This is a genomic window from Nocardioides korecus, assembly GCF_054778395.1.
Genome location: NZ_BAAGZO010000003.1, coordinates 408,202 through 425,570 on the forward strand (window position 1 = coordinate 408,202; position 17,369 = coordinate 425,570).

Below are 17,369 nucleotides of genomic sequence, written 5' to 3' on the forward strand. Positions count from 1 at the left end.
GGGAGGGGGCGAGCCAGGACGCCCGCAGGAGTGGTGCGGGCCCGGCGGGCTAGGGGCTGGTGCTGAAGTTGAAGCCGCCGGTCGCGATCAGGATCCAGTAGACGAGGCCGAGGACGAGGCCGACCGCCCCGATGATGATCCCGGCCAGGGCCATGCCGGCGCCCTTGAGCTGCCCCTGCGACTCGTTGATCTGCTTGCGGCCGATCACGCCGGTGACCACGGCACCGATGCCGAACACGAACACCCCGCACCCGCAGATGCCGACGATGGACAGCACCAGGGACACGATGGCCAGCGGGGAGGTCTTCGGCTCCGTGAAGCCGCCGTAGCCGCCACCGGCGTACGGCGGGGGAGCGCCGTACGGACCGGGCTGGCCGTAGCCGCCCTGCTGGCCGTACTGGCCAGGCTGACCCTGTTGGTCGCCGTAGGGCTGGCCGTACTGGCCGCGCTGACCCTGCTGGTCGCCGTAGGGCTGGCCGTACTGACCCGGCTGGCCCTGCTGGTCCCCGGACGCGTGGGGGTCGTCGCCCTCCGGGGGCGGCCCGGACGGCGGGTACTGGTTGCTCATGGGGTGCCCTTCGTGGTCGACGGGCAGCCGGAGCTGCCCGAGCGGCGTGCGGTGGCTGTGAACCTACCGGTGGGAGGCGTGTGAGAACCTTGAAGGGCACGAGGCGCGCCGCGCTGCGCGCCCTCCCCGCCCCCGAAAGGCTGCCGCATGTCCGTGCTCGACGACATCATCTCCGGTGTCCGCGAGGACCTGGAGGAGCGGCGCACCCGGGTGACCCAGGCCGACCTCGAGGCGGCCGTCGGTGACCTGCCCGCGCCCCTGGACCCGCGCCCGTCGTTCCGGTCGCCCGGGCTGTCGGTGATCGCCGAGGTCAAGCGGCGCTCCCCGAGCAAGGGCCACCTGGCCGACATCCCAGACCCCGCTGCGCTCGCCGCCGCGTACGCCGCGGGCGGGGCCGACGCCATCTCGGTCCTCACCGAGCAGCGCCGCTTCGGGGGCAGCCTGGACGACCTGCGCACGGTGCGGGCCGCCGTGCCGACGCCGGTGCTGCGCAAGGATTTCATGGTCACCGACTACCAGCTCCTCGAGGCCCGCGCCGCCGGCGCCGACCTGGTGCTGCTGATGGTCAGCGCCCTGGACGACGTCGCCCTGCGCGACCTGCACCAGACCGCCCGCGATCTCGGGCTGACCGTCCTGACCGAGGTCCACGACGAGGACGAGCTGGAGCGGGCGCTGGCCGTCGACGCCGACGTCGTCGGCGTGAACGCCCGCGACCTGAAGACCCTCGAGGTCCGCCCCGACACCTTCGGGCGCCTCGCCCCCCACCTGCCCGCCGACGTCGTCAAGGTCGCCGAGTCCGGGGTCACCGGTCTCGCCGACGCCCAGCGGTTCGCCGGCGAGGGCGCCGACGTGGTGCTCGTCGGCGAGGCGCTGGTCAAGGACGGCGACCCCCGCGTCGCCGTCGCCGCCATGAGGGCCGTGCCCACCGGCCCCGCACGACAGGACACCCGCCGATGAGCGCACCGACCTCCTCCACCCGACCCGGGCAGGCACCCGACCGGGCGCACGACCCCGTCACCGACCGGGACCCCGGCACCGCCGTGCCCGGGCAGGCCGCCTCCGGGGCGGACCTCGCCCGCACGGTCGAGGCCGACGCAATGGGGCCCGACGAGCGGGGCCGCTTCGGCGTCTTCGGCGGTCAGTTCATGCCCGAGGCGCTGATGGCCGCCCTCGACGAGCTCACCGCCGCCTGGCACGAGGCGATGCGCGACGAGACCTTCACGGCCGAGTTCCAGCGGATGCTCGTGGAGTACGCCGGCGTGCCCAGCCTGCTCTACGACGCCACCAAGCTCAGCGAGCTCGCCGGCGCCCGGATCCTGCTCAAGCGCGAGGACCTCAACCACACCGGCGCCCACAAGATCCGCAACGTGCTCGGGCAGGCCCTGCTGACCAAGCGGATGGGCAAGACCCGCGTGATCGCCGAGACCGGCGCCGGGCAGCACGGGGTCGCGACCGCCACGGCCGCGGCGTACCTCGGCCTGGACTGCACCGTCTACATGGGCGAGGTCGACACCCAGCGCCAGGCCCTCAACGTCGCGCGGATGCAGCTGCTGGGCGCCGAGGTCATCCCGGTCACGAGCGGCTCGCGCACCCTCAAGGACGCGATCAACGAGGCGATCCGAGACTGGGTCGCCAGCGTCGACCACACGGCGTACTGCTTCGGGACGGCGGCGGGCCCGCACCCGTTCCCCGCGATGGTGCGCGACTTCTGCCGCGGCATCGGCGACGAGGCCCGCGAGCAGGTGCTCGAGCTGACCGGCGCGCTGCCCGACGCCGTGCTGGCCTGCGTCGGCGGCGGCTCCAACGCCATCGGCATCTTCACCGCGTTCCTCGGCGACGCCGGGGTCGACCTCGTGGGCCTCGAGCCCGGGGGCGACGGGGTGGACACCCCCCGGCACGCCGCGACCATCTGGGCCGGTCAGGTCGGCGTGCTGCACGGCGCCCGCACCTTCGTGCTCCAGGACGAGGACGGCCAGACCTCGGAGTCGCACTCGATCAGCGCCGGCCTGGACTACCCCGGCGTCGGTCCGCAGCACGCCCACCTCGCCGACATCGGCCGGGCGACGTACCGCCCCGTGACCGACCAGGCCGCGATGGAGGCGATGGCGCTGCTCTCGCGCACCGAGGGGATCATCCCGGCGATCGAGTCGGCCCACGCCGTCGCCGGCGCGATGGACCTGGCTCGCGAGCGCCCCGGCTCCACGATCCTGGTCAACCTCTCGGGCCGCGGCGACAAGGACATGGGCACCGCCATCGAGTGGTTCGGCCTGGGTCAGGTGGCGCCCGACGGCACCCCCGAGCCCGCCGACCAGGAGCAGATCGCCGAGGGGGCGAAGTGAACGAGGCCTCCACCGGCCGGGTCCTGGAGCGCACCCGCGCCGAGGGCCGCGCCGCGCTGGTCGGCTACCTGCCGGCCGGCTTCCCCGACGTCGACGCTTCCATCGAGGCCGTCCGGGTGATGGTGGAGTCGGGCTGCGACGTGATCGAGGTCGGGCTGCCCTACAGCGACCCGGTGATGGACGGCCCCACGATCCAGGCGGCCGCCCTCCAGGCGCTGGAGCACGGCACCCGCACCACCGACGTCCTGCGCGTCGTCGAGGCCGTGGCCGCGACCGGCACGCCCACGGTGGTGATGACCTACTGGAACCCGGTCGAGCGCTACGGCGTCGACCGGTTCGCCCGCGACCTGGCCTCGGCCGGGGGCGCCGGGCTGATCACCCCCGACCTGATCCCCGACTCCGCCGACGAGTGGATCCCGGCGGCCGACGAGCACGACCTGGACAAGATCTTCCTGGTCGCCCCGTCCTCCACGCCCGCCCGCCTGGCCGCGACGACCGCGGCCTGCCGCGGCTTCGTCTACGCCACGGCCGTGATGGGCGTGACCGGGGCGCGCACCACCACCTCCGACCTCGCCGGCCCGCTCGTCGAGCGCACCCGGGCGGTCACCGACCTCCCGATCGGGGTCGGCCTCGGGGTCTCCGACGGCGACCAGGCGGCCGAGGTGGCGGCGTACGCCGACGCGGTGATCGTCGGCTCCGCGTTCGTGCGCACCCTCCTCGACGCCGAGGACCCGCGCGCCGGGCTGAAGGCCCTCGCGGCCCTCACCGAGGACCTCGCCGGGGGAGTACGCCGTGGCCGCTGACCGCTCCCGTCGCAGGCTGGCCGCGCTCGCCGCCACCCTGCCGCTCCTGCTCGCTCCCGCCCTCGCCGGCTGCGGCAGCGACGCAGGAGACTCCGCGTCGCAGTCCGGCGCGCCGGTCAAGGACCTCCGCGTCCCGGACGACGACGGCTACAAGGGCATCAAGCTCGACACCGCCTACCGCGTCCCGTCGGTGCCGCTGACCGACACCGCCGGCAAGCCCTACGACCTGTCGAAGCAGCAGAAGCGCACCATCGTGTTCTTCGGCTACACCAAGTGCCCCGACATCTGCCAGATCGTGATGAGCACCATCGCCTCGGCCGTGGCCCGGCTCGACCAGGCCGACCGCGCACGCGTGCAGGTCCTGTTCGTGACCACCGACCCCGCCCGCGACACCGAGAAGGTGCTGCGCACCTACCTCGACCGCTACGACCCGTCCTTCCAGGGCGTCACCGGCCCGCTGGCCCGCATCGAGGCGCTCGGCAAGCCGATGGGCATCGAGGTGGCCAAGGGCCAGAAGCTCCCCAGCGGCGGTTACGAGGTCGACCACACGACCAACGTGATCAGCGTCCGCGACGCGGTCGGCGACCTGGTGTGGACGGCCTCGACCTCGCCCAGCGACCTCGCCTCGGACCTGCACAAGGTGCTGGGGGCCGACCGGTGACGCTGCTCGACCTGCCCCTCATGATCCCCCTGTCGATCCCCAGCCCCGCCCAGGGCGTCTGGCACCTCGGACCGCTGCCGATCCGGGCCTACGCGCTGTGCATCATCGCCGGCGTCTTCGCCGCGGTGTGGCTGGGGGAGCGCCGGTGGGTGGCCCGCGGCGGCACCGCCGGCCAGATCGGCGACATCGCGATCTGGGCGGTGCCGGCGGGCCTGGTCGGCGCCCGGCTCTACCACGTCGCCACCGACCACGAGCTCTACTTCGGGCCCGGCAAGCACGTCGTCGACGCCCTCAAGATCTGGCACGGCGGCCTCGGCATCTGGGGCGGCATCGCCGGCGGCATGCTCGGGGCGTGGCTCTACTGCCGCCGCCACGACGTGCGGCTGCGCCCGCTGGCCGACGCCCTGGCCCCGGCGCTGCTGCTCGCCCAGGTGCTCGGCCGGTTCGGCAACTACTTCAACCAGGAGCTCTACGGCCGCCCCACGACGCTGCCGTGGGGCCTGGAGATCTCGCCGGCCCACTGGCCCACGGGCCGCACCTTCGCGATGGGCACCACCTTCCACCCCACGTTCCTCTACGAGGCGCTGTGGAACCTGGCCGGGATGGCGCTGCTGATCTGGCTCGACCGGCGCTTCAAGCTCGGCTACGGCCGGGTGTTCGCGATCTACGTGATGATCTACACCTCCGGCCGCGGCTGGATCGAGACCTTCCGCATCGACACCATCGAGCTCAACGACGTGCTCGGGCTGCGCTGGGGGGTCTGGATGTCGATCGTGCTGTTCGCGCTCGCGACGGCGTACCTCCTGGTGGTCGGGCGGCGCCACCGCCCGCCGGACACGCGCGAGACCACGCCGTACACCCGCGCGGCGGAGCCCGACCCGGTCGAGCACGCCTGAGCCGTCCCGGCTGACGACTCTCCCCGCGGTGTCCCGGGGGTCGAACGACCCGCGGAGGTCCTGCGGCCCTGCGGTACGCTCAGCGGCGTATGGGCCAATGTCGTCCCAGCACCTGCATGCTCACACCGACGCACTCGACGGGCCGTCCATCCCGGGCTGTTCCTGTGGTGCGCTGACAGACGACGGGAGAATGCCCATGCACGCATTCCCGCCGCCCCAGGGTTTGTACGACGGGGCTCACGAGCACGACGCCTGCGGAGTGGCCTTCGTGGCCACCATGACCGGCGAGCCGAGCCACACGATCGTCCACCAGGCGCTGACCGCCCTGCGCAACCTCGAGCACCGTGGTGCCGCGGGTGCCGAGGTCAACTCCGGCGACGGCGCCGGCATCCTGATGCAGGTCCCCGACCGGTTCCTGCGCGAGGTCGTGGACTTCGACCTGCCCACCAAGGGCGCGTACGCCGTCGGCACCGCGTTCCTCCCCGGTGACGCCGACCAGGTGGCCGCCACGCGGACCCGCCTGGAGGAGATCGCCGACGAGGAGGGCCTGAGCGTCCTGGGCTGGCGCGAGGTCCCCACCGACCCGTCGTCGCTGGGCCGCACGGCCGTGGACTGCATGCCGTCCTTCGTCCAGCTCTTCGTGGCCGCCCGCGGCAGCCGTGTCGTCGGCATGGGCCTGGAGCGTCTCGCCTACGTGCTGCGCAAGCGCGCCGAGCTCGAGACCGACGTGTACTTCCCCTCCCTGTCGGCGCGCACCATCGTCTACAAGGGGATGCTCACCACCGACCAGCTCGACCACGTCTTCCCCGACCTGGTCGACGAGCGGGTCGAGAGCGCCGTCGCCGTGGTGCACTCGCGGTTCTCCACCAACACCTTCCCCAGCTGGCCGCTGTCGCACCCGTTCCGCTACATCGCCCACAACGGCGAGATCAACACCGTCATGGGCAACCGCAACTGGATGCGGGCCCGCGAGGCGCTGCTGTCCTCCGACGTGATCCCCGGCGACCTGGAGCGGATCTTCCCGATCATCACGCCCGGCGCCAGCGACTCCGCCTCCTTCGACGAGGTCCTCGAGCTGCTGCACGTGGGCGGGCGCAGCCTGCCCCACTCGGTGCTGATGATGATCCCCGAGGCGTGGGAGAACCACGCCGAGATGGACGCCAAGCGCCGGGCCTTCTACGAGTTCCACTCCGCGGTCATGGAGCCCTGGGACGGGCCCGCCTGCGTGGTGTTCACCGACGGCACCCAGGTCGGCGCCGTCCTGGACCGCAACGGCCTGCGACCCTCCCGCTACTGGGTCACCGACGACGGCCTGGTCGTGCTGGCCAGCGAGGTCGGCGTCCTGGACATCCCCCAGGACAAGGTGGTCCGCAAGGGTCGCCTCCAGCCCGGGAAGATGTTCCTCGTCGACACCGAGGAGCACCGGATCATCGAGGACGAGGAGATCAAGGACGAGCTCGCCTCGGAGCACCCGTACGACGAGTGGCTGCACGCCGGGCTGATCAAGCTCGCCGACATCGCCGATCGCGAGCACGTCATCCACTCCCACGCCTCGGTCACCCGTCGCCAGCAGATCTTCGGCTACACCGAGGAGGAGCTGCGCGTGATCCTCTCGCCGATGGCCAACACCTCGGCCGAGCCGATCGGCTCGATGGGCACCGACACCCCCGTGGCGGTCCTCAGCGACCGGCCGCGGATGCTCTTCGACTACTTCGTGCAGCTCTTCGCCCAGGTCACCAACCCGCCGCTGGACGCGATCCGCGAGGAGCTGGTCACCAGCCTCAACGGGACCATCGGGCCCGAGGCCAACCTGCTCGACCCGACGCCCGCGTCGTGCCGCCAGGTGGTGCTGCCGTTCCCGGTGATCACCAACGACGAGCTGGTCAAGATCCGCCACATCAACCGTGACGGCGACATGCCCGGCTTCATCACCCACGTCTCGCGCGGTCTCTACGACGTCGAGGGCGGGGGCGAGGCCCTGGCCGCGCGCCTGGAGGAGATCTGCGCCGAGGTCAGCGAGGCGATCGAGGGCGGCGCCCGCGTGATCGTGCTCTCGGACCGTCACGCCGACGCCACCCAGGCACCGATCCCGTCGCTGCTGATGACGGCCGCGGTCCACCACCACCTGGTCCGCGAGAAGACCCGCACCAAGGTCGGGGTCATCGTGGAGGCCGGCGACGTCCGCGAGGTGCACCACGTCGCCACGCTGATCGGCTACGGCGCCGCCGCGGTCAACCCCTACCTGGCCATGGAGACCGTCGAGGACCTCGCCCGCGACGGCTACTACGTCAAGGTCGAGCCCGAGAAGGCCGTGGCCAACCTGGTCAAGAGCCTGGGCAAGGGCGTGCTCAAGGTGATGTCGAAGATGGGCGTCTCGACGGTCGCGTCGTACACCGGGGCCCAGATCTTCGAGGCCCTCGGCCTGTCCCAGGAGCTGGTGGACCAGTACTTCACCGGCACCACCTCCAAGCTCGGCGGCATCGGCCTCGACGTGGTCGCGGACGAGGTGGCCAAGCGCCACCACGTCGCCTACCCGGTCGGCGGCATCGCGCCCGCGCACCGCGAGCTCGAGGTCGGCGGGGAGTACCAGTGGCGCCGCGAGGGCGAGCTGCACCTGTTCGACCCCGAGGCCGTCTTCAAGCTCCAGCACTCCACGCGCGCCGGCAAGTACGACGTCTTCAAGCAGTACACCGCCCGGGTCAACGACCAGTCCGAGCGGCTGATGACGCTGCGCGGGCTGTTCCGCTTCAAGGACGGCGAGACCACCGGGCGCGCCCCGATCGACATCGACGAGGTCGAGCCGGTCTCCGAGATCGTCAAGCGGTTCTCCACCGGCGCGATGTCCTACGGGTCGATCTCGCAGGAGGCCCACGAGACCCTCGCGATCGCGATGAACCGTCTCGGCGGCAAGTCCAACACCGGCGAGGGCGGCGAGGACCCCGAGCGGCTGCACGACCCGGAGCGGCGCTCCTCGATCAAGCAGGTGGCCTCGGGCCGCTTCGGTGTCACCTCGGAGTACCTCACCAACGCCGACGACATCCAGATCAAGATGGCGCAGGGCGCGAAGCCCGGCGAGGGCGGCCAGCTGCCCGGTCACAAGGTCTACCCGTGGGTGGCCAAGACGCGGCACAGCACGCCCGGCGTGGGCCTGATCTCCCCGCCGCCGCACCACGACATCTACTCCATCGAGGACCTCGCCCAGCTGATCCACGACCTGAAGAACTCCAACCCCTCGGCCCGGGTGCACGTCAAGCTCGTCGCCGAGGTCGGGGTCGGCACGGTCGCGGCGGGCGTCTCCAAGGCGCACGCCGACGTGGTGCTGATCTCCGGGCACGACGGCGGCACCGGCGCCTCGCCGCTGACCTCGCTCAAGCACGCGGGCGGACCCTGGGAGCTGGGCCTGGCCGAGACCCAGCAGACGCTGCTGCTCAACGGGCTGCGCGACCGGATCGTGGTGCAGGCCGACGGCCAGCTCAAGACCGGCCGCGACGTGGTCGTGGCGGCGCTGCTCGGGGCCGAGGAGTACGGCTTCGCCACCGCGCCGCTGGTCGTCTCCGGCTGCGTGATGATGCGGGTCTGCCACCTCGACACCTGCCCGGTGGGCGTGGCCACGCAGAACCCCGTCCTGCGCCAGCGCTACTCGGGCCAGGCGGAGTACGTCGTGACCTTCTTCGAGTACATCGCCGAGGAGGTCCGCGAGCTGCTCGCCCAGCTGGGTTTCCGCACCCTGGACGAGGCGATCGGCCGTGCCGACGTCCTCGACTCCGACCGGGCGGTCAACCACTGGAAGGCCGCCGGCCTCGACGTCGCGCCGGTCTTCCACGTCCCCGAGCTGCACCAGGACGCCGCGCGTCGCAACACCACGACGCAGGACCACGGCCTGGACAAGGCGCTGGACCGCGAGCTGATCGAGATCTGCGAGCCGGCCCTGGAGCGCGGCGAGCCCGTGCGCGCCCAGCTCGAGGTCCGCAACGTCAACCGCACGGTCGGCACGATGCTCGGCCACGAGGTGACCAAGCGGCACCGCGGCGAGGGTCTGCCCGAGGGGACCATCGACCTGACCTTCACCGGCTCGGCCGGGCAGTCCTTCGGGGCGTTCCTGCCCCGCGGGATCACCCTGCGGCTGGAGGGCGACGCCAACGACTACGTCGGCAAGGGCCTCTCCGGCGGGCGGATCGTGGTGCGGCCCGACCGCGCGGCGACCTTCGCCTCCCACGAGCAGATCATCGCCGGCAACACGATCGCCTACGGCGCCACGTCGGGGGAGATCTTCATCCGCGGCGGCGTCGGGGAGCGGTTCGCCGTGCGCAACTCCGGCGCCTCGGTGGTCACCGAGGGCGTGGGCGACCACGGCTGCGAGTACATGACCGGTGGCCGGGTGGCCGTGCTGGGCAAGACCGGGCGCAACTTCGCGGCCGGCATGTCCGGGGGCGTCGCCTGGGTGCTCGACCTCAAGGACTTCCGTGTCAACCAGGAGCTCGTCGAGCTGGCCCCGGTCGTCGAGGACGCGGCCGAGGAGCTCCACGCCCTGGTGCGCACCTTCCACGAGGAGACCGGGTCCGAGGTGGCCGAGGAGCTGCTGGCCGACTGGGAGACCGCGATCACCCGCTTCACCGAGGTGATCCCGCGCGACTACCGCGTCGTGATGGACGCCAAGGCCAAGGCCGAGGCCGACGGGAAGAACGAGAACGAGATCGCCACGGCGATGATGGAGGCCCTCCATGGCTGACCCCAAGGGATTCTTGAAGGACGGCCGCGAGGTCGCCGAGCGCCGCCCCGTCGAGGAGCGGAAGCACGACTGGAACGAGGTCTACCCCGGTGGCCCCGGCCGCGCGCTGCTGCCGATCATCACCACCCAGGCGGGGCGCTGCATGGACTGCGGCATCCCGTTCTGCCACCAGGGCTGCCCGCTGGGCAACATCATCCCGGAGTGGAACGACCTGGTCTGGCGCGACGACTGGGACGCCGCGATCGAGCGGCTGCACGCGACCAACAACTTCCCGGAGTTCACCGGTCGGCTGTGTCCCGCCCCGTGCGAGACCGCCTGCGTGCTGGGCATCAACGCCGACCCGGTGACCATCAAGAACGTCGAGGTCACGATCATCGACCGCGCGTGGGAGTCGGGCGCCGTACGCCCCCAGCCGCCGGAGTGGCTGACCGGCAAGACCATCGCGGTGGTCGGCTCCGGCCCCGCCGGCCTGGCCGTCGCCCAGCAGCTCACCCGGGCCGGGCACACCGTGGCCGTCTACGAGCGCGCCGACAAGATCGGCGGGCTGCTGCGCTACGGCATCCCCGAGTTCAAGATGGAGAAGAAGGTCCTCGACCGGCGCCTGGACCAGATGCGTCGCGAGGGCACCGTCTTCAGGGCCGGCGTCGCGGTGGGCGACACCCTGACCGGCGACCAGCTGCGCGACCGCTACGACGCCGTCGTGCTGGCCATGGGGGCCACCGAGGCCCGCGACCTCTCCATCCCGGGCCGCGAGCTCCAGGGCATCCACCAGGCGATGGAGTTCCTCCCGCAGTCCAACCGGGCCTCGCTCGGCGAGGACGTGCCGGACCAGATCCGCGCCGACGGCAAGCACGTCGTGATCATCGGCGGCGGCGACACCGGGGCCGACTGCCTGGGCACCTCGATCCGCCACGGCGCGGCCTCGATCACCCAGCTCGAGATCATGGACCGCCCCGCGGACGAGCGGCCCAGCAACCAGCCCTGGCCGACGTACCCGATGACGTACAAGGTCTCCTCGGCCCACGAGGAGGGCGGCGAGCGCGTCTACTCGGTCTCCACCCAGGAGTTCCTGGGCGACGACGACGGCCGCGTGCGCGCCCTGCGCCTGGTCGACGTGCAGTTCGTCGACGGGAAGTTCTCCGAGGTCCCCGGGAGCGAGCGCGAGATCCCGGCCGAGCTGGTGCTCTTCGCGATGGGCTTCACCGGCCCCGAGAAGGACGGCCTGATCGACCAGCTCGGCGTCGAGCTCGACGGGCGCGGCAACGTCGCCCGCGACGACGGCTACTCCTCCTCGGTCGAGGGCGTGTTCGTGGCCGGCGACGTCGGCCGCGGCCAGTCGCTGATCGTGTGGGCGATCGCCGAGGGCCGCGCCGCCGCGGCCGCCGTCGACACCTGGCTCACCGGGTCCACCACGCTGCCGGCCCCGATCCGCCCGAGCGAGCGCCCCCTCACCGTCTGACGCGCCGGGTGGCCCGACCCGTGGCGGTCGGGCCACCCCTCGCGTCGGCGTACGTGCTCGGGGTGAGGTTGTCGGGCAAAGGGTGACCTTGTCGGGTGAACGTTCGGCCGACAAGGCGACTGTTCCCCGGCTAGCCGGGGAAAAGTAGCCCGGCCCGACCCGCTGCTTGGAACGTTCAAGCGGGGACGGCTAGGGTCAGGGCGTGCGTAGAGCGAAGATCGTGTGCACGCTCGGCCCGGCGGTGTCGTCGGCCGAGCGGATCCGTGAACTGGTGGATGCGGGGATGGACGTCGCCCGGCTCAACCTGTCCCACGGGTCGTACGACGACCACGAGGTCGTCTACCACCGGGTGCGCCAGGCGGCGGACGAGAGCGGCCACGGGGTCGGCGTCTTCGTCGACCTCCAGGGCCCCAAGATCCGCCTGGGCAAGTTCCGCGAGGGCTCGTCGCGGATCCAGACCGGCCAGTCGTTCACGATCACCACGCGCGACGTGCCCGGCGACAACGAGATCGCCTCCACGACGTACGCCGGCCTCCCCGGTGACGTCTCGGCCGGCGACCCGATCCTGATCGACGACGGCAAGGTGCGCCTGCGCGTCGTCGAGGTCGACGGCCAGGACGTCCACACGGTCGTGGTCACCGGGGGGCGGGTCAGCGACCACAAGGGCATCAACCTGCCCGGCGTCCCGGTCAGCGTCCCCGCGATGTCGGAGAAGGACCTCGCCGACCTGCGCTGGGGGCTGCACCTCGGGGTGGACTTCATCGCGCTGTCCTTCGTGCGCAACGCCGCCGACGCCGAGGACGTGCGCCGCGTGATGCGCGAGGAGGGCATCCTGCTGCCCGTCATCGCCAAGATCGAGAAGCCGCAGGCGATCGACAACCTCGACGAGATCATCAAGGCCTTCGACGGCTTCATGGTCGCCCGGGGTGACCTCGGCGTCGAGTGCCCGCTCGAGGACGTGCCGTTCCTGCAGAAGCGCGTGGTCGAGAAGGCCCGGCGCAACGCCAAGCCGGTGATCGTGGCCACCCAGATGCTGGAGTCGATGATCACCAACCCGGCGCCCACCCGGGCCGAGGCCTCCGACGTGGCCAACGCCGTGCTCGACGGGGCCGACGCGGTGATGCTCTCGGGTGAGACCAGCGTGGGGGAGTACCCCATCGAGACCGTCCGCACGATGGCCCGCATCATCTCCTCCACCGAGGACCACGCCCTGGCCTCGATGGCGGCCATCGACTGGCAGCCGCGCACGACCGGCGGTGTGATCGCCAAGGCGGCCGCCGAGGTCGCCGACCGGGTCGGGGCGAAGTACCTCGTCGCCTTCACCCAGAGCGGCGACTCCGCCCGGCGGCTGGCCCGCTACCGCGGCGCCGTCCCGGTGCTGGCCTTCACCCCCGAGGCGACGGTGCGCTCCCAGCTGTCGATGACCTGGGGCGTCGAGACCTTCAAGACGGCCTCGGTCGAGCACACCGACGAGATGGTCCGACAGGTCGACGACCAGCTGCTGCGCAGCGGTCGCGTCACCGAGGGCGACCTCGTGGTCATCATCGCGGGCAGCCCGCCCGGCATCCCCGGGTCGACCAACGCGCTGCGCATCCACCGGATGGGGGACGCGATCAACGAGGTCGCCCCCGCCTACCGGCGTCGCTGACCCCGTCACGCCCGGGCGGCCGTTCGCGGACGGCCCGGCCCACCCTCCCGGGTGTCGCCAGGCTGCGTTCAGCGACGGGGCCTAGGCTCGGGCCTCGGCCGTGGGCAGTCCCGGCCGTGCCCCGACACGGGCTCAGCCCGACCCCGGGCGAGCCGTGCGGTGGGGAACCGAGAGGGGTGCTGGTGCGGCGCAGTCGAGCAGCGGTCGTCGCCGCGGGCCTGCTGGCCACGGTGACGCTGGCCGCGTGCGGATCGGGCCCGACGGCGACGTCGGCGAGCAGCCCGGGCCGTCCCGGGGCGTCGAGCAGCAGCACGGCGACGACGCCCGCGCGGGGTGCCCCGGTGGCCCCGGCACGGGCAACCCCCCTCGCGTGGCCCTTCCGCAACCCGCTGCCCGGCATGCCGCCCGTCATCGGCGACAACGTCTACTCCCAGACCGGGCGCGGCATGCTCAGCCCGACCGTTGCCGGCGAGCGGTCGCTGCTCTACGTGCCCGACTCGCGGGGCAGCTCGGTCACGGTCATCGACCCGCGCACGCGTCGCATCGTCAAGGTGATCCCGACCGGCTACCTGAGCCAGCACGTGGTCCCGGCGTACGACCTGAAGCGGCTGCTGGTCAACGCCAGCGTCGCCAACGAGCTCGTGCCGCTGAACCCGCACACGGTGACCCGGGGCCGGTCCATCACGGTGCCGCGGCCCTACAACCTCTACTTCACCCCCGACGGCAAGCAGGCCGTGGTGATGGTCGAGCAGCACGACACGCTGCGGTTCTCCGACCCGCACACCTTCGCGGTCCGCGACGAGGTCCACCCCGCAGGCTGCCGCGGTCCCAACCACGCAGACTTCTCCGCCAACGGCCGCTTCTTCGTGGTGACCTGCGAGTTCTCCGGTCAGCTGGTGAAGGTCGACACCCTGACCCACCGGGTGCTGGGCGAGATCTCCTTCGACCCGCACCGCACGGCGACCGGCGGCGACGCCAGCACGATGGGGATGAGCATGCCCCAGGACGTGCGGCTCTCCCCGGACGGCCGCACGTTCTACGTCGCCGACATGGGCACCAACGAGCTGCGCCGGGTCTCGGCCCGCACCTTCCGCCAGGTCGGGGTCATCGGGATGCCCAGCCACCCCCACGGCATCTACCCCAGCCGCGACGGCCGGCTGTTCTACGTGTCGGACCGCGGTGCGGGCGAGGTCAGCGTGGTGAACCCGCGCACCAACCGCATCGTCGCCACCTGGACCATCCCCGGGGGCGGCAGCCCCGACATGGGCGGGGTCTCCGCCGACGGCCGGATGCTGTGGCTCGCGGGCCGCTACGACGGGGAGGTCTACGGCTTCGACACCCGCACCGGCCGCCTGGTCGCCCGGATCCCCGTGGGCGGCAGCCCCCACGGGCTCGCGGTCTGGCCGCAGCCGGGCCGGTACTCGCTCGGCCACACCGGGAACATGCGGTGAGCTCCCGCTCGCGCGGCACCCACCTCGCCCGGACGACCCGGGTCGGCACGACGGTCCTCGCCCTGGCGGCGGTCGCCACGGGCTGCGCCACCCACGCCGGTGCGTCGTCCGCGGCACCCGCCTCGAGCCCGGCCGCCAGCCCGTCGGCCAATCCGTCGGCCAGTCCGTCGGCCAGCGGGGGAGCGGCGGCCTCGCCGACCCCCGCGCCCGTCCCGACCCGCATCCGGGCCCGCACCACCACCTGGCACCTGCCGTACGCCGTCGCCCGTGCCGCGGTGACCTCGGCCGACGGCACCCTGGCCCGCACGCTGCTGGTCGGCGGCATGCTGCCGGGCGACTCGTCCACCGGCCAGGTGACCGCGGTCGACCCGACTGCCGGCCGGACCCACGCCGCGCCCTCGCTGCCCGTCCCGGTCCACGACGCGGCCGCGGGGTGGGCCTTCGGACGGCCTGCGGTCTTCGGCGGCGGCAACAGCAGCGAGCAGTCGGTCGTGCAGACCCTGGGACGGGGCGGCTGGCACACCGCGGCCCACCTGCCCACCACCCGCTCGGACCTCTCCGTGGTCACCACGGGCCGGTCCTCGGTGGTCGTCGGGGGCTACGACGGCGTCCACGTCCCCACGGACGTGCTGCGGCCAGCCACAGCCACCCCGGGCGGCTTCCGGCGGGTCGGGTCGCTCCGCGAGGGTGTGCGGTACGCCGCGACCGCGCAGGTGGGCGGTGCCGTCTACGTGCTCGGCGGCGAGGTCGACCACCGCGAGCTGGCCGAGGTGCAGCGCCTGGACCTCCGGACCGGGCGGACGCGCGTGGTGGCCCGGCTGCCGCGCCCGCTGGGCCACGCCGTCGCGACCACGGTGGGCGGGCGGGTGCTGCTGCTGGGCGGCCGCACCGACCCCGACACCCAGACCTCGGCGGCGTGGTGGTTCGACCCCGCGACCGACCGGTTCACGCGCGCCGGGCGCCTGCCGGTCGCCCTCTCGGACGCCGCGATCGTGGCCGGCCCCGACCGGGTCTGGCTGCTGGGCGGGGAGTCGCCCGAGGTCACCGACCGGGTCGTCGAGGTGCGCTGGTCCTGACCCGGTCGGTCAGGGCTTCAGGCGTTGATCTCCTCGCCGAGGTACGCCGCGCGGATGCGGTCGTCGGCGAGCAGCTCGCGACCGGTGCCGGAGAGCACGATCTCGCCGGTCTCCAGGACGTAGCCGCGGTTGGCCAGCGCGAGCGCCTGCGCGGCGTTCTGCTCCACGATCAGGACCGTCACGCCGGTGGAGTTGATCTCGCGCACGATGTCGAAGATCTGCTTGACGATCAGCGGGGCCAGACCCATCGAGGGCTCGTCGAGCAGCAGCAGCCGCGGCTTGCCCATCAGGGCCCGGCCGATGGCCAGCATCTGCTGCTCGCCGCCGGACAGGGTGCCGGCGTACTGGGTGCGGCGCTCGTGCAGCCGCGGGAACAGCTCGAAGCAGCGGTCGAGGACCTGCTGGTCGGGCCGCTTGAACCGGTAGGCGCCCATCTCGAGGTTCTCCGAGACCGACATCAGCGGGAACACCCGGCGACCCTCGGGCACGTGGCAGATGCCGAGGTGGATCAGGTCGTGGGCGGGCAGGCCGTCGATGCGCTGGCCGTCGTAGCGGATCTCGCCCAGGCTCGGGCGCATCATCCCCGAGACGGTCTTCTGGGTGGTGGTCTTGCCGGCGCCGTTGGCGCCGAGCAGGGCGACGACCTCGCCCTCCTCGACGTGGAAGCTGACGCCCTTGAGGGCGCGGATCGCGCCGTAGCGGACCTCGATGTCGTCGACCTCGAGCAGGCTCATCGGTGGGTCCCTCCGGGCTGGGCGCTGTCGCCGGTCTGGTCGGTCCGGCCGGTGTGGCCGGGGTTGGCGGGGTGGTCCGGCGCGGTCGTGCCGCCGGGCTGCGGCTCGTCGAGCACGCTCTCGTCCACGTCGATGGTGTGGACCTCGAGGCCCTCGGTCATCTGGGCGGCCTCGTCCTCGGAGGTGCCGAGGTAGGCCGCGATCACCGCGGGGTCCTTCTGGATCTGCTCGGGGGTGCCCTCGGCGATCTTCTCGCCGAAGTTGAGCACCACGAGCCGGTGGGCCACCGACATCACCAGCTTCATGTCGTGCTCGATCAGCAGCACGGAGATGTCGTCCTCGACGTTCATCTTCTGGATCAGCGCGGCGAGCTCCTGCTTCTCGACCGGGTTGGTGCCCGCGGCCGGCTCGTCGAGCAGGATCACGCCGGGGTCGGTGCCGAGGGCACGGGCGATCTCCAGGCGGCGCTGCTCGCCGTACGCCAGGGAGCCGGCGAGCTCGTTGGCCCGTCGGGTCAGGCCGACGAAGCGCAGCAGCTCGTAGGCGCGCTCGGTGGACTCGCGCTCCTCGCGACGCTGCCAGGGCATCCCCAGCATGGCCGCGATCGGGCCCGACTTCTGCCGGGTCTCGACCCCCACCTTGACGTTCTCCAGCGCCGTGAGCGCGGGGAACAGCCGGATGTTCTGGAAGGTGCGCGCGACCCCGAGCCGGTTGATCACGTGGGTCTTCTTGCCCAGCACCGAGCTGAACGTGTCGCCCTTGCGTGCCGCCAGGTCGATCGACCCCTCCTGCGGCGTGTAGACGCCGGTGAGGGAGTTGAACAGCGAGGTCTTGCCGGCGCCGTTGGGCCCGATCACCGCGAGGATCTCGCCGCGGTGCATCTGCAGGGAGACGTGGTTGAGCGAGGTGACGCCGCCGAAGCGGAGCACCACGTCCTTGACGTCGTAGACGACCTCGCGCGTGGTGGCGGAGGTGTCGCTCGTGCTGGTGTCGACGCTCATGACC

13 protein-coding genes are annotated in these 17,369 nt (G+C 72.4%); 10 read left to right on the forward strand and 3 right to left on the reverse strand.

Annotated elements, in window-relative coordinates; translation table 11 throughout:
- Nucleotides 1-49: 49 nt before the first annotated feature.
- A complete protein-coding gene (locus ACYVDA_RS08135) occupies nt 50-568 on the reverse strand; it encodes a DUF4190 domain-containing protein (RefSeq protein ID WP_460817002.1) in 519 nt (172 codons plus the stop codon).
- A gap of 147 nt (nt 569-715) precedes the next feature.
- On the opposite strand from ACYVDA_RS08135, the gene trpC reads away from it, so the two are divergent.
- The 10 genes from trpC to ACYVDA_RS08185 all read left to right on the forward strand — a co-directional run bounded on the left by trpC (nt 716) and on the right by ACYVDA_RS08185 (nt 15,630).
- Complete coding sequence (gene trpC, locus ACYVDA_RS08140) at nt 716-1,525, forward strand: indole-3-glycerol phosphate synthase TrpC (RefSeq protein WP_460817005.1); 810 nt, start codon at nt 716-718, stop codon at nt 1,523-1,525.
- Between the two features lie 140 nt (nt 1,526-1,665).
- The gene (gene trpB / locus ACYVDA_RS08145; RefSeq protein ID WP_460817144.1) at nt 1,666-2,907 is read left to right on the forward strand and encodes a tryptophan synthase subunit beta; all 1,242 of its coding nucleotides are present in this window, start codon (nt 1,666-1,668) and stop codon (nt 2,905-2,907) included.
- Nucleotides 2,904-3,710: a tryptophan synthase subunit alpha gene (trpA, locus tag ACYVDA_RS08150; RefSeq protein ID WP_460817007.1), complete on the forward strand. Its 807-nt coding sequence runs from the start codon at nt 2,904-2,906 to the stop codon at nt 3,708-3,710. The genes trpB and trpA overlap by 4 nt, the downstream gene beginning before the upstream one ends.
- The gene (locus ACYVDA_RS08155; RefSeq protein WP_460817009.1) at nt 3,700-4,371 is read left to right on the forward strand and encodes an SCO family protein; all 672 of its coding nucleotides are present in this window, start codon (nt 3,700-3,702) and stop codon (nt 4,369-4,371) included. The genes trpA and ACYVDA_RS08155 overlap by 11 nt, the downstream gene beginning before the upstream one ends.
- On the forward strand, nt 4,368-5,267 hold the full coding sequence (gene lgt / locus ACYVDA_RS08160) for a prolipoprotein diacylglyceryl transferase (RefSeq protein ID WP_460817013.1): 900 nt from the start codon (nt 4,368-4,370) through the stop codon (nt 5,265-5,267). The genes ACYVDA_RS08155 and lgt overlap by 4 nt, the downstream gene beginning before the upstream one ends.
- A gap of 190 nt (nt 5,268-5,457) precedes the next feature.
- Nucleotides 5,458-9,996: a glutamate synthase large subunit gene (gene gltB, locus ACYVDA_RS08165; protein ID WP_460817015.1), complete on the forward strand. Its 4,539-nt coding sequence runs from the start codon at nt 5,458-5,460 to the stop codon at nt 9,994-9,996.
- Entirely contained in the window at nt 9,989-11,455 is a 1,467-nt protein-coding gene (locus tag ACYVDA_RS08170; protein WP_460817017.1) for a glutamate synthase subunit beta, read from the forward strand. Before gltB ends, ACYVDA_RS08170 begins: the two co-directional genes overlap by 8 nt.
- Before the next feature lie 202 nt (nt 11,456-11,657).
- Entirely contained in the window at nt 11,658-13,103 is a 1,446-nt protein-coding gene (gene pyk, locus ACYVDA_RS08175) for a pyruvate kinase (RefSeq protein ID WP_460817019.1), read from the forward strand.
- A gap of 182 nt (nt 13,104-13,285) precedes the next feature.
- Entirely contained in the window at nt 13,286-14,554 is a 1,269-nt protein-coding gene (locus ACYVDA_RS08180; protein ID WP_460817022.1) for a YVTN family beta-propeller repeat protein, read from the forward strand.
- Nucleotides 14,551-15,630, forward strand: a complete 1,080-nt coding sequence (locus tag ACYVDA_RS08185) for a kelch repeat-containing protein (protein WP_460817024.1) — start codon at nt 14,551-14,553, stop codon at nt 15,628-15,630. The genes ACYVDA_RS08180 and ACYVDA_RS08185 overlap by 4 nt, the downstream gene beginning before the upstream one ends.
- Before the next feature lie 17 nt (nt 15,631-15,647).
- On the opposite strand, the gene ACYVDA_RS08190 is transcribed toward ACYVDA_RS08185, so the two are convergent.
- Nucleotides 15,648-16,364, reverse strand: a complete 717-nt coding sequence (locus tag ACYVDA_RS08190) for an ABC transporter ATP-binding protein (protein WP_460817026.1) — start codon at nt 16,362-16,364, stop codon at nt 15,648-15,650.
- A complete protein-coding gene (locus tag ACYVDA_RS08195; RefSeq protein WP_460817028.1) occupies nt 16,361-17,365 on the reverse strand; it encodes an ABC transporter ATP-binding protein in 1,005 nt (334 codons plus the stop codon). The genes ACYVDA_RS08190 and ACYVDA_RS08195 overlap by 4 nt, the downstream gene beginning before the upstream one ends.
- Nucleotides 17,366-17,369: the final 4 nt, after the last annotated feature.